The organism is Acinetobacter seifertii, assembly GCF_016064815.1.
Taxonomy (GTDB): Bacteria; Pseudomonadota; Gammaproteobacteria; order Pseudomonadales; family Moraxellaceae; genus Acinetobacter; species Acinetobacter seifertii.
Genome location: NZ_CP065820.1, coordinates 1 through 13,426 on the forward strand (window position 1 = coordinate 1; position 13,426 = coordinate 13,426).

Sequence of the window (13,426 nt, forward strand, 5' to 3'; positions counted from 1 at the left end):
ATGCTTTGGACAGACTGCTTAACTCGCTTGCGACAAGAGCTCTCTGATAACGTCTTTGCGATGTGGATTCGCCCTTTAGTAGCTGAAGAAGTGGAGGGTATACTACGTCTATATGCTCCTAATCCTTATTGGACGCGTTATATTCAAGAGAATCATTTAGAGTTAATTTCTATATTGGCAGAACAATTGTCAGAAGGACGAGTGCGTCAAGTTGAAATCTTGGTCGATTCCCGTCCTGGTAGTATTTTGTCTTCTAATGAGCAACCTGCAACTACTACAGCAGCTTTACAGACTGCTCCTGTAGCTCAACCTGTTAAGGTTAAAAAGGAAGTAGAAGCTGTTGCTAATAATGTTGTTAATCCTAAAACATCAAAAAAGAAGCTTTTAAATCCACAATTTACATTTTCTTTATTTGTTGAAGGCCGTTCTAACCAGATGGCTGCTGAAACATGCAGGAAGGTTTTAACGCAATTAGGTGCATCTCAACACAATCCTTTGTTTTTATATGGCCCAACGGGCCTTGGTAAAACTCACTTAATGCAAGCAGTTGGTAATGCATTGCTCCAAGCTAAGCCGAATGCGAGAGTCATGTATATGACTTCGGAAAGTTTTGTACAGGATTTTGTGAGTTCATTACAAAAAGGAAAGGTTGAAGAATTTAAGAAAAATTGTCGTTCTCTAGATTTATTATTAGTTGATGATATTCACCTTTTGGCTGGTAAAGAAGCTAGTCTTGTTGAATTCTTTTATACATTTAACGCCTTACTTGATGAATCTAAACAAATTATTTTAACTTCTGATCGCTATCCTAAAGAATTAACAGAACTTGATCCTCGATTAGTCTCTCGTTTTTCTTGGGGGCTATCAGTCGGTGTTGAACCGCCAGATATTGAAACACGAATCGAAATTTTACTTAAAAAAGCTGAAAATAGTGGCGTTGATTTGCCTAGAAACTGCGCATTATTTATTGCTCAACAAGTGGTAGCGAACGTACGTGAACTTGAAGGTGCGTTGAATAAAGTGGTTGCAATTTCACGTTTCAAAGGTGCTCCGATCGACCTTGATGTCGTACGAGAGTCTTTAAAAGATGTATTGGCGATTCGTGCACGTACAATTAGTGTAGAAAATATACAACGCGTGGTGAGTGAATATTTCCGTATCCCGTTAAAAGAATTAGTGGGTCCAAAACGAACACGAATTTATGCACGACCACGTCAATTGGCGATGGGTCTTGCTCGTGAATTGACGGGTGATAGTTTTCCGGAAATCGGAATGGCTTTTGGTGGACGAGACCATAGCACCGTAATGCATGCGTGTGAAAAAGTGGTTAGTTTGCGGGGAGAAGATCCTATCTTTGACGAAGATTATAAGAACTTATTACGTCTTCTTCAGAGTTAATGAAATCATAAGACGTTGTTGCAAAGTCTCCATAAGTGCAGCATAGTACACAGCTAAAAAATGAAATGTTTGCTCCAAGTTGCTAGAGGAATGAATCGTGCGTTTGAAAATCGCTAAAGAAAGTTTACTCAATGTTTTATCGCATGTTGTCGGTGCGGTAGAACGTCGTCATACCTTGAATATTCTTTCAAACGTCAAAATTCAGACTAATGGTCAAGCACTCACCATTACAGGTTCGGATTTAGAAGTTGAACTGGTGGCGAGTACTGCTTTATCAGAAGGGGCGTGCCTTGAAGCAGGTGAAACGACTGTTCCTGCGCGTAAGTTGATGGACATTTGTAAATCTTTGCCTGCAGCTGCATTAATTGATTTACAAATTACTGAAGATCAACGATGTATTTTAAAGTCTGGTAATAGCCGTTTTGTATTAGGTACTCTGCCAGCTGAAGATTATCCGTTACTCAATACTGAGAATAGCCAAGGTACGCAAGTACAGGTGACTCAACGTGAATTAAAGCGTTTATTTGAAAAAACTGCTTTTGCAATGGCCGTACAAGATGTACGTTTTTATCTAACCGGTACTTTGTTAGAAATTGATGAAAATCAATTGCGTGCAGTAACAACTGATGGCCACCGTCTTGCTCTTTGTGAAATTTTGGCTTCTTCTAGTTCATCTCAATTAGTACAAGCAATTGTGCCGCGTAAAGCTGTTGGTGAATTACAGCGTTTACTGAGTATTGAAGATGAGCAACTTACCTTGCTTATTGGCCGTGAATTATTAAATGTAACGATCAATACGCCAAGTCGTGATAAAGAACAAGGTGATATTACTGTTCGTTTTACGACAAAATTGATTGATGGAAAATTCCCTGACTACCGCCGTGTTATTCCACGTGGTGGTGATAAACATGTTTTGATTGGTCATGATGTATTTAAGCAATCATTACAGCGTGTTGCAATTTTAAGTAATGAAAAATTACGTGGTGTTTTCTTAAACTTTAATCAAGATTCTTTGCAGCTGCGTGCAAATAACCCTGAACAAGATGAAGCGATTGAAGATTTAGCAATCCAATATCAAAATTCACCATTAGAAATGTCATTTAATGCTCAATATTTACTTGATGTATTAGGTGTATTAGATGGTGATGATGTCAACATGAGCATGACTGAAGCGAACCAATCAGTATTGGTACAAGATCCAGCTCACCCTGATCAGACTTACGTTGTTATGCCGATGCGTGTTTAATTTGGTTTAATTCTATGCATCTTACGCGTTTAAACATAGAACGTGTGCGTAATTTAAAAACGGTTGCACTCCATGGTTTGCAACCGTTTAATGTTTTTTATGGCGCCAACGGTTCAGGAAAAACTTCAATTCTGGAAGCAATTCATTTGCTTGCAACAGGTCGTTCATTTCGTACACATATTCCAAAGAATTATATTCAGTATGAAGCTGACGATGCGATTGTATTTGCTCAATCAGTGACTGAAAAAATCGGTATGCAGAAACTTGCTTCTGGTGAGCAGTTGATGAAAGTGAATGGCGATACCGTGGCAACACAAGGTCAGCTCGCCAAATTACTTCCTTTACAGCATATTGACCCCCAAAGTACAGATATTATTGATCATGGTGCTAAGCCAAGACGTCAGCTTCTAGATTGGCTGATGTTCCACGTGGAACCTGAATTTTATTTTGCATGGCAATACTACTCCCGTGCATTAAAACAGCGAAATACCTTACTCAAAACAAGACGCAATCTTTCTTTGGCTGATTTAGAGCCGTGGAACAAAATGTTGAGTGATTATGGTGAAATTTTACACTCTCAGCGTTTAAGCATCGTAGAACAATGGAATGTTTATTTTCAAAATGACTTAAGTCAATTGCTGCCTGATTTAGAGATTGAACTGGAATATAGCCCAGGTTTTCATACTGAGCAGGGACTCATGCAAGACTTGTTAAATCAGCATCAAAAAGACATTGAAAGACGTTATACAGAGTATGGTCCACATCGAGCTGATTTGCGCTTAAAAACACCCTTTGGACATGCAGATGATGTTTTATCAAGAGGTCAGAAAAAACTCCTGATTATTGCTTTAAAACTGTCACAAATTGCAATGTTACATGCGAGTAATAAGGAAACTGTGGTATTATTAGATGATCTGACAGCAGAATTAGACTTAACCGCACAACAACGTTTAATTGAACGATTAAGCCAACTTGGTAGCCAGGTTTTTATGACAACTTTAGATCATGCTTCGGTAAAAAAACACTTACATGATCTGTCCATTTCATATCAATTATTCAATGTTGAATCCGGTCAAGTTAGTCTTGCTTCACCATAATTTTTTGATGTTACCCATCTTTGAATAAACCTATATTTGCTAGGGAGAAACCATGAGTTCAGAGTCTCAATCAGCCTCTCAAACAGAACAAACCAATGAAAAGGCTTATGATTCCTCTAGTATTAAAGTATTACGTGGATTAGATGCAGTTCGTAAACGTCCGGGCATGTATATTGGGGATACAGACGACGGTACCGGTTTACACCATATGGTATTCGAGGTTGTCGATAACGCAATCGATGAAGCCTTAGCTGGCCACTGTGATGAAATCATTGTTACGATTCACGAAGATGAATCTGTGAGTGTTTCAGATAATGGTCGTGGTATTCCAACTGATATTCACCCTGAAGAAGGTGTTTCTGCAGCCGAAGTAATTCTTACTATTCTGCACGCAGGTGGTAAGTTCGATGACAACAGCTACAAAGTTTCAGGCGGTTTACACGGGGTAGGTGTTTCAGTTGTAAACGCACTTTCAAGTAAATTGCATTTAATTATTAATCGTGCGGGCCAAGTTCATGAGCAAGAATATCAACACGGCGATCCGCAATATCCTTTACGTGTGATTGGTGAAACGGATAGTAGTGGTACAACTGTACGTTTCTGGCCAAGTGAACTAACTTTTAGTCAAACCATTTTTAACGTTGAAATTTTAGCGCGTCGTTTACGTGAGCTTTCTTTCTTAAATGCGGGCGTCCGTATTGTTTTACGTGATGAGCGTATTAATCTTGAGCATGTATATGACTACGAAGGTGGTTTATCTGAGTTTGTAAAATACATTAACGAAGGTAAAACTCATCTCAATGAGATCTTCCATTTCACCGCAGATACCGAAAGTGGTATTGGTGTAGAAGTTGCATTGCAGTGGAATGAAAGCTATCAAGAAAATGTTCGCTGTTTCACAAACAACATTCCGCAAAAAGATGGTGGTACGCACTTAGCAGGTTTCCGTGCTGCTTTAACACGTGGCTTAAACCAGTATCTTGAAAATGAAAACATTCTCAAGAAAGAGAAAGTCAATGTGACTGGTGATGATGCGCGTGAAGGTTTAACGGCGATTATTTCAGTTAAAGTTCCTGATCCAAAATTCTCGTCTCAAACGAAAGAAAAATTGGTATCAAGTGAAGTAAAACCGGCGGTTGAGCAAGCAATGAACAAAGAGTTCTCTGCTTACTTATTAGAAAACCCACAAGCTGCAAAATCGATTGCTGGAAAGATTATTGACGCTGCACGTGCACGTGATGCTGCGCGTAAGGCACGTGAAATGACACGCCGTAAGAGTGCGTTAGATATCGCTGGTTTACCAGGTAAATTAGCTGACTGTCAGGAAAAAGACCCAGCACTTTCTGAATTATATCTTGTCGAGGGTGACTCTGCGGGTGGTAGTGCCAAGCAAGGTCGTAACCGTAAAATGCAGGCTATTTTACCTTTGAAAGGTAAGATCTTGAACGTTGAACGTGCTCGCTTTGACAAAATGATTTCGAGTCAGGAAGTAGGTACATTAATTACAGCACTTGGCTGTGGTATTGGCCGTGAAGAATATAACCCTGACAAGCTTCGTTATCATAAAATTATCATCATGACCGATGCCGACGTCGATGGTTCTCACATCCGTACATTGTTATTAACGTTCTTCTTCCGTCAAATGCCTGAGTTGGTTGAGCGTGGTCATATCTATATTGCACAGCCACCTTTGTATAAGCTGAAAAAAGGTAAGCAAGAGCAATACATCAAAGATAACGATGCATTAGAAACATACTTAATTTCAAATGCGATTGATGAGCTTGCTTTACATATTAGTGCTGAAGCGCCTGCGATTACAGGCGAAGCATTAGCAAAAGTGATTCAGGACTATCAAGTTTCACAAAAGAGCCTACAGCGTTTAACATTGCGTTATCCAGCGAGCTTGCTTGATGCATTACTTGAAATGGAAGCGTTTAAAGCTGACCAGAATCATGATCAAGCTTATGTACAACAATGGGCTGATCAAGTACGTGAAGCTATTCAACGACTACAGCCAAGTTTGCGTCCAGAAATTACACTGGAAACCTTTGAGCGTGAAAATGCTCAGGGTGAGAAAACTGCGCATTATTGGCCACGTGTGACAGTGTATGTTCATAACTTACCACATGCTTACTTACTTGATGCTGGCTTACTAAATTCAGCAGAATATGCTCGTTTATTGAAGAACTCGAAGAGTTGGTTCAAATTGATTGAAGACGGTGCATATTTACAGAAAGGTGATCGCCGTATTCAAGTGGCTAACTTCCATCAAGTATGGCAGCACATTTTGCAAGACTCACGTCGTGGAATGATGATTCAGCGCTATAAAGGTCTGGGCGAGATGAATGCTGAACAGCTTTGGGAAACCACAATGGACCCTGAAAACCGTAATATGTTACAGGTGACTATTGATGATGCAATCGAAGCAGATCGTATGTTCTCGTGCTTAATGGGTGATGACGTTGAACCACGTCGTGCTTTCATTGAAGAAAATGCATTGAATGCAGATATTGATGCTTAATTGATAGCTAGATTCTAAATCAGTCTAGGGAGAGAAGATGATGAGTCAAAAAATTTTAGCAAGTATGCTGATTTCATGTGCGGCTTTAGTGAGTCATTCTGCATTTTCAGCTGACTTGGAAGCCGACATGAAAACTTTAGCAAAGAGCACAAAAGCCTTCGCTGAAGCGAAAGATCTCAATAACGCAAAACAACAGCTTGTGATTATGCGTCAGGCAGCATTATCTTCAAAAAAATCTTTACCTCATAAGTTGGAGGGTTTACCGCCTGAAAATGTACAGGTAAAGCAATATCAAGCAGGTTTAGATCAGTTAGTTGCTGAGATTGATCGTGTTACAGTTTTGGTAAATAAGGGTCAATTAGACCAAGCAAAAACGGAAGCAATCAATTTAGTTAATATCCGTAATGAAAATCATAAGAAATTTAGATAACTTCATTTTTATCTAAATACAATAAAGGGAATGATTCAATCATTCCCTTTATTGTATTTGAAGGCACTAAATTTAAAAAAGATTAATTTTCTACTAAGTCTGTAACCTGAATGAGCGCATGGCCAAATAAATATCCTGCTGTTAAGAGAATACAAATCCACAAAATAGCTCCAGCGACATTATAGATTAAAAATTTTCCATAACTCATATTGCTAGAGCCCGCAGCTAATGGTGCGAAAGAACGTGCAAAAGGAATGAAACGTGCCAGAAGAATAGTTTTGCCGCCGTGTTGTAAGAAATAACGGTTGGTTTTATTTAAATACTCTTTCTTAATAAAACGTGATTTTGCTTCAAAAATTCTATTACCAAAATGACGACCGATAGAATAGTTCACAATATAGCCAAGCGTTGCAGCTACAGTCAGTAAAGTAATCATGTAACCTAGATGCATCATTTCAATCACTGAACACAAAGCACCAACGGTTAGAAGTAAACTGTCCCCAGGTAAAAAGAACATAAATACAAAAGCTGTTTCAGAAAAAATAATCAAAAAGAGGATGGCATAGACCCATGCGCCATACTCCTGAATTAAAATAGGTAAAAAATGTTCAAAATTAGTAATAAAATCAATAAAATTCATTCAGTTTGTCTGATCCCGAATTAAATACCTACTAAACAAGGGTAAAAACGAAGTTACAGAATTTAGTTAAATTATCTGTGTATGGCAACCCTTAAGATGTAGCTTAAGTTTTATATGTTATCAAATTTGAATCTATCTCAGAAATTTAACAGCTGAATGAAATATTATTCAAAGTCATTCACATTTTTATATAGTAGCGCAAATAAAGCTCTTATTTGAACTAAAAGCCTGTACTGCTATTTAAAAATACCAGTACAGGCAAGAACTTAGTTCTCGAAAGAGGCTTCCATTTCCTCAAGTTCCATCATGAGTTCTAAAAGTTGCTCTTCATATTGTTCAAGTTTAGCTTTGAGTTCAGTTTGTTCATTCATCAGCTTAAGCAAATCATCTTTACGTGCAGCCTCATATAATGAGCTGTCCGCTAAAGCTTCTTCAATCTTAGCAAGCTGTGGCTGTAGCTTTTCAATTTGAGATTCAACTTTTTCAATATTTTTACGAATCGGTCGAGTTTGTTCACGACGACGCGCGGCTTCTTTACGCTGTGCTTCTTTATCGATTTTAGCTGGGGCAGAAGTGGTAGAGGACGAGTTATTTTGTGCTACGGCAGTTTGAGCATTAATTTGTTGCTGACGGGCTTCACGTAGCCATTTAGCATAATCCTGTAAATCACCTTCAAACTCGGTACATTTACCGCCGTGTACTAAAAGAAGCTCATCACACACACTGGCAATAAGCTGACGTTCATGGGAAACCAGTACGACAGCACCTTCAAAATCTTGTAAAGCCATGCTCAGCGCATGTCGCATATCAAGATCTAAATGGTTCGTTGGTTCATCAAGAATTAAAACATTTGGACGCTGCCATACAATCAGTGCCAGAGCCAAACGAGCGCGCTCTCCACCAGAAAAGCTTTCACATGGTGTATCCATACGTTCACCACTGAAGCCGAAACTACCTAAGAAAGAGCGTAGGGTGGCTTCACTAATTTGTTTATCTGCTATACGGGCAAGCTGTAACATTGGGCTAGCGTGACCATCTAAAGCATCCATCTGGTGCTGCGCAAAGTAGCCAATGTTAAGCAGCTCGGAAGCTTTACGTTCACCTGCTAACAGTGGTAAATCACCCACCAAGCTCTTAATTAATGTTGATTTACCTGCGCCGTTCATACCGAGTAAACCAATACGTGAGTTTGGTGTAATTTGAAGTCTAATTTTTTCAGCGATTTGTTTGTCGCCATATCCTATGCTGGCATTGTCTAAGGTCAGCAACGGTGAACTCATTTTTGTCGGTTCACGGAAACTAAAAGTAAACGGCGTATCGACATGAGCTGGAGCGAGTTGTTGCATACGCTCAAGTTGTTTAATACGACTTTGTGCCTGACGAGCTTTAGTGGCTTTTGCTTTGAAACGGTCAATAAATTTTTGTAGGTGAGCACGTGTTTCTTGCTGCTTCTCAAAAGCTTGTTGTTGTTGTGCTAAACGTTCACTTCGAGTTGTTTCAAATGTTGAATAGTTACCCGTATAAAGCGTGAGTTCCTGATTCTCAATATGGAGAATATGATCTGTAATCGCATCTAAAAAGTCGCGGTCATGCGAAATGAGGATGAGGGTACCTTCATAGGCTTTAAGCCAGTCTTCTAACCACAAAATTGCATCTAAGTCTAAGTGGTTGGTTGGTTCGTCTAGTAATAATAAATCGGAACGGCTCATAAGGGTACGTGCCAAGTTTAAGCGCATACGCCATCCACCAGAGAAACTCTCAACGTTTAAACGCAATTGATTTTCTAGGAAACCTAAGCCCGCCATGAGCTGTGCAGCTTTAGATGGTGCTGAATAACCATGAATTTCATCAAAACGACCATGTAATTTAGCTAACTCAAAGTCACTTAGTTGATCTGGATGAGCAAGCTTATTTTGAATATCCCAAAACTCTTCATCACCTGAAAGAACAAAATCAATTGCTGGCATATCCAAAGCTTTTACTTCTTGTGCCATATGCGCAACAGTCCAGCCTGTAGGACGGGTAAGTGAACCTTCATCTGCGCTTAAACTTCCAAGTAACGCTGCAAATAAAGTTGATTTACCTGCTCCATTGACCCCAGTCAGACCAATCTTCCAACCTGGGTGTAATTGCATAGACGCTTTTTGAAATAGAACACGTCCACCGCGGCGTAAAGAAACTTGGTCAAATTGAATCATCTTGTTTTATCGAGGTGAGTTAGGGATGCTGTATTTTAAAGAGAACTGACCGTGAAGACAAAGTTTTAGCAGTTTTAGTTTATAAATGCTGGGATTGCATGGCTTAACCCATCTCTATTTAAGCTATTCGTCTGAAAATATCTAAATTTTTAACGAGATAGACCACTTTTTAAAAAATATGGCTAAAATAAAAACAATTTAAAACTTGGTTGATAAATGAACTCCTAATAAAACTAGACTAAGGAAAGTCAAATGAAAAAAGGATTGGGGATAATTGGTACAGTATTTTGCTGTGCTATGGGAACAGCACATGCTGGGCAAAATGTATGTGTATTCGATTTATTGGGAAAATCAGGTGAATCCTACAAAATGATGGAAGAGTGGGCGCTTGCAGCCAAAAGTTGGCAAGCTGACATTACTTTAATTCCATTTCAAGATGAAGCTTTGGTAGATCATAGACTGCGTGAGGGCAAATGTGACGCAGCTTATATGACCTCTATGCGAGCAAGAAATTATAATAAATTTGCAGGTTCGATTGATGCGATTGGTGGTGTGACCAGTAATGCAATTGCTCAAAAGGCGATTAGTTACGTTTTAGACCAACGTAATAAACATCGCATGGTAACTACACAAAATGGAACAAACTACGAGGTTGTGGGTATTGTCCAGATTGGTTTGGCTTATTTGTTTGTAAGAGATAAAAGCCTGAACTCAATTGAAAAAGTACGTGGTACTAAATTTGCTATTTTACAGTATGACGCAGCGCAAAAAATTATGGTTGAAAGTGTCGGTGCACATCCTATTCCATCGGAAATTACCGATTTTGTGAAAAAGTTTAATAGTGGCCAAGTCGAAGCAATTGCCGCACCTGCTTATGCTTATAAACCCTTAGAAATTGGTAAAGGCGTAGGAACGAATGGAGCGATGTTCACTTTTCCTGTTGTTAACGTTACAGGAGATTTAATAACAAGAAATGATAGATTTCCAGCCAACTTTGGAGTCAAGTCTCGTGAATGGTTTATTAAACAGTTACCGCAAAACTTCAATATGGTAAAACAGTTGGAAGCAGGAGTACCGCCTAGAATTAAATTAAATTTTTCAGCTGAGGATAAGCTGAAATACCAAAAAATATTGCGTGAAGGACGGCTCAAATTAACCAAGCAAGGTGTCTATGATGCGACCATGATGAGTGTGCTGAAGCGTGCACGTTGTACGATTGAACGGACTAATTTTGAATGTACGCTCAATGATGAGTAGTTTGTTTTTTAATCACAAAATCGCTACACATATTTCAAAGCTGAATATGGGTATGAAAATTGTGAATATAAAAAGTAACTTACGGAAAATTAGAGATTTTTACTTCTCATAAATAATTTAAATAGAACAAACAATGATCCAATCAGATAAAAATATTTGAGTAAAAGCTCTATTTTTTTCTAAAAAACATGATTAATATCTGTGTTTGAAAGGAAACTTCAAACAAAAAATCTATTCCGTGGAAGGATGAAGAAAATGAAAAAAATCGTACTTGCTATGGCTGCCGCTTCTGTTGTTGGTTTTTCTGCTTCAGCACAAGCAGCGAGTACCGTGTGTGTATTCGACCTCTTAGGAAAAGCAGGCGACTCATATAAAATGATGGAAGAATGGGCTCTAGCTGCAAAAGGCTGGGGTACTGAAATTAACTTAGTTCCTCGTCAGGACGAGGCTGTTGCAGATAATGATTTTAAAGCTGGTAAATGTGATGCTGTAGCAATGACTGCTATGCGTGCACGCCAATATAACAAATTCGCAGGATCAATCGACTCGCTTGGTGGTGTTCCTAACAACCAAATCGCACAGCGTGCTATTACCTATGTATTAGATGCACGTAATGCTGCAAAAATGACAACTAACCTTGGTGGTAAAAAATACGAAGTTGCTGGTATCTCTCCGCTAGGTTCAGCATTTATTTTCGTACGTGACAAAAACATCAACTCTGTTGAAAAAGCTGCGGGTAAAAAATTCGCCGTATTAGGCTATGACGATGCACAAAAAATTATGGTGCAGCGTGTAGGTGCTCAGGCAGTTCTTTCTGATATTTCAAACTTTGCTGCTAAATTTAACAATGGTCAGGTAGATATGGTAGGTGCGCCTGCTTATGCATACAAACCATTAGAACTAAACAAAGGTTTAGGTGCAAACGGTGTAATGTGGAACTTCCCAGTTTTACACGTAACTGCTGACCTTGTATTACGTGCAGATAAATTCCCAGCGGGCTTTGGTCAAAAATCTCGTGATTGGTTCGTAAAACAATTACCTAAAAACTTTGCAATGATTAACCGCCTAGAAGCACAGATTCCGGGTAAATACAAAATGAACCTAAGTGCTGAAGACAAACTTAAGTACCAAAAAATGTTACGTGATGGTCGTATGGACTTAACGAAACGTGGTATTTACGATGCGGGTATGATGTCTGTATTGAAAAAAGCACGTTGTTCTGTAGACAAAGCTAACTTTGAATGTTCAATGGCTGGTGAATAATTCATATTGATCTTAAAAGCCTAGACTGAGTTCTAGGCTTTTTTGCTTTATATAGGCTGTCAATTCAGCCATTGTGGATAGTTAGAAAGACGTTAAGCTAAATTAGATAAAAACTTCATAAGGAAACATGAAGGTATAAAAATGGATCAAGGACTTGAGTGATTAAAAATAATTGCTAATAGGTAGGTCAATCACTATCTATTTTTCATGGAAGTAAAATCATAAAAGCAAATTCGGTCTATAAAAATATTCCAACATGATTTTTATATGAAGCCTATCCGACTCATACCTGATCGGTATGAAATTTCTTGGTATCGAAAAACAAAAACTCCACAAGGAAAGGAACAACGAATATGCAATTTTCCAAAACGCTATTAGTTGCTATGGGACTTACCACAGTTTCTTTTGCAGTTCAGGCTAAACAAACGGTATGTGTTTTTGACTTCGTTGGAAAAAATGGCGACGTTTATGCACTCATGAAAGATTATCAACTTGCCGCTAAAAACTGGGGAGCTGATATCGAACTAAAAGTAAACCAGAATGAAGCAGTGATTGCTGAAGATTTTAAAGCGGGTAAATGTGACGGCATTAGCGTATCAGGTATGCGCGGGCGTCAATTCAACTCATTTACAGGATCATTAGATGCTATTGGTGCGATTCCTGACCTCAAGCTTGCTGTAAAAATAATGCAAGGTTTAGCGAGTCCTACTTTTAGTAAATATATGGTTAATGGCCGCTACGAGGTTGTTGGTGTTATTCCCGTAGGAGATGCTTATCTTTTAGTAAACGACCGCAGCATTAATACAGTAGCGAAAGCTGCAGGTAAAAAAATTGCTGTACTAGATTACGATGAAGCGCAAAAGATTATGGTTCAGCAGGTAGGAGCACAGGCTGTGAGTGCAGATGTGACTAACTTTGGCGCTAAATTTAATAACCATCAGGTCGATATTATTGGTGCACCAGCAGCAGCGTTTAAACCTTTAGAGCTACAAAAAGGCTTAGGTACGAAAGGAGCAATCGTTAACTATCCAATCTTACAGGTAACTGGAAATATTATTATCCGTCCAGATAAATTCCCAGCTGGATTTGGTCAGAAATCTAGAGAATGGGTGGCAGGTCAGCTGCCTCGTGCCTTTACTATTTTAGGAAAAATGAAAGCAGATATTCCACAAAAATACTGGATGGATGTTCCTGCTGCCGATAAACCGGGCTATCAGAAGCTTATGCGTGAATCACGAATTAATCTTACAAAGCGTGGTGTTTATGATAAACGGATGATGAAACTATTATGGCAATTCCGTTGTAAACAAGATGCGAAAAACTTCGAATGCGGCTTACAAGATGAGAATTACAAATAATCTTGATAAAAATACTCA

At 38.8% G+C, this 13,426-nt stretch carries 10 protein-coding genes; 8 read left to right on the forward strand and 2 right to left on the reverse strand.

Going from position 1 to position 13,426, the window contains the following annotated elements; all coding sequences use genetic code 11:
- The 5 genes from dnaA to cybC all read left to right on the forward strand — a co-directional run bounded on the left by dnaA (position 1) and on the right by cybC (position 6,692).
- The gene (gene dnaA / locus I8T81_RS00005) at positions 1-1,398 is read left to right on the forward strand and encodes a chromosomal replication initiator protein DnaA (protein WP_004698159.1); all 1,398 of its coding nucleotides are present in this window, start codon (positions 1-3) and stop codon (positions 1,396-1,398) included.
- A 97-nt stretch (positions 1,399-1,495) separates the two neighbouring features.
- Positions 1,496-2,644: a DNA polymerase III subunit beta gene (gene dnaN, locus I8T81_RS00010; protein WP_004698161.1), complete on the forward strand. Its 1,149-nt coding sequence runs from the start codon at positions 1,496-1,498 to the stop codon at positions 2,642-2,644.
- Between the two features lie 14 nt (positions 2,645-2,658).
- The gene (gene recF, locus I8T81_RS00015) at positions 2,659-3,741 is read left to right on the forward strand and encodes a DNA replication/repair protein RecF (RefSeq protein WP_019456681.1); all 1,083 of its coding nucleotides are present in this window, start codon (positions 2,659-2,661) and stop codon (positions 3,739-3,741) included.
- A 52-nt stretch (positions 3,742-3,793) separates the two neighbouring features.
- Positions 3,794-6,262: a DNA topoisomerase (ATP-hydrolyzing) subunit B gene (gene gyrB, locus I8T81_RS00020; protein WP_004698165.1), complete on the forward strand. Its 2,469-nt coding sequence runs from the start codon at positions 3,794-3,796 to the stop codon at positions 6,260-6,262.
- A 37-nt stretch (positions 6,263-6,299) separates the two neighbouring features.
- Positions 6,300-6,692 carry a cytochrome b562 gene (gene cybC / locus I8T81_RS00025; RefSeq protein ID WP_198071852.1) on the forward strand — a complete coding sequence of 131 codons (393 nt, stop codon included), beginning with the start codon at positions 6,300-6,302 and terminating at the stop codon, positions 6,690-6,692.
- A gap of 82 nt (positions 6,693-6,774) precedes the next feature.
- Here cybC and I8T81_RS00030 read toward each other — a convergent pair whose 3' ends face one another.
- Positions 6,775-7,332 (reverse strand): VTT domain-containing protein, encoded by a 558-nt coding sequence (locus I8T81_RS00030; RefSeq protein ID WP_002051888.1) that lies wholly within the window; start codon positions 7,330-7,332, stop codon positions 6,775-6,777.
- A gap of 266 nt (positions 7,333-7,598) precedes the next feature.
- Positions 7,599-9,530, reverse strand: coding sequence for a ribosomal protection-like ABC-F family protein (abc-f, locus tag I8T81_RS00035; RefSeq protein WP_039250100.1), 1,932 nt, complete (start codon positions 9,528-9,530; stop codon positions 7,599-7,601).
- Positions 9,531-9,782: 252 nt separating this feature from the next.
- On the opposite strand from abc-f, the gene I8T81_RS00040 reads away from it, so the two are divergent.
- The 3 genes from I8T81_RS00040 (at position 9,783) to I8T81_RS00050 (ending at position 13,408) form a co-directional block, all read left to right on the forward strand.
- Positions 9,783-10,787 (forward strand): putative solute-binding protein, encoded by a 1,005-nt coding sequence (locus tag I8T81_RS00040; RefSeq protein ID WP_198071853.1) that lies wholly within the window; start codon positions 9,783-9,785, stop codon positions 10,785-10,787.
- 255 nt (positions 10,788-11,042) lie between these two features.
- The gene (locus tag I8T81_RS00045) at positions 11,043-12,050 is read left to right on the forward strand and encodes a putative solute-binding protein (RefSeq protein WP_004698179.1); all 1,008 of its coding nucleotides are present in this window, start codon (positions 11,043-11,045) and stop codon (positions 12,048-12,050) included.
- Between the two features lie 353 nt (positions 12,051-12,403).
- Entirely contained in the window at positions 12,404-13,408 is a 1,005-nt protein-coding gene (locus I8T81_RS00050; RefSeq protein WP_198071854.1) for a putative solute-binding protein, read from the forward strand.
- Positions 13,409-13,426 lie beyond the last annotated feature (18 nt).

Coding starts and splice junctions, on each gene's coding strand:
- dnaA (WP_004698159.1), top strand. CDS start 1: ATGCTTTGGACAGACTGCTTAACTCGCTTGCGACAAGAGCTCTCTGAT.
- recF (WP_019456681.1), top strand. CDS start 2,659: ATGCATCTTACGCGTTTAAACATAGAACGTGTGCGTAATTTAAAAACG.
- gyrB (WP_004698165.1), top strand. CDS start 3,794: ATGAGTTCAGAGTCTCAATCAGCCTCTCAAACAGAACAAACCAATGAA.
- cybC (WP_198071852.1), top strand. CDS start 6,300: ATGATGAGTCAAAAAATTTTAGCAAGTATGCTGATTTCATGTGCGGCT.
- I8T81_RS00030 (WP_002051888.1), bottom strand. CDS start 7,332: ATGAATTTTATTGATTTTATTACTAATTTTGAACATTTTTTACCTATT.
- abc-f (WP_039250100.1), bottom strand. CDS start 9,530: ATGATTCAATTTGACCAAGTTTCTTTACGCCGCGGTGGACGTGTTCTA.
- I8T81_RS00040 (WP_198071853.1), top strand. CDS start 9,783: ATGAAAAAAGGATTGGGGATAATTGGTACAGTATTTTGCTGTGCTATG.
- I8T81_RS00045 (WP_004698179.1), top strand. CDS start 11,043: ATGAAAAAAATCGTACTTGCTATGGCTGCCGCTTCTGTTGTTGGTTTT.
- I8T81_RS00050 (WP_198071854.1), top strand. CDS start 12,404: ATGCAATTTTCCAAAACGCTATTAGTTGCTATGGGACTTACCACAGTT.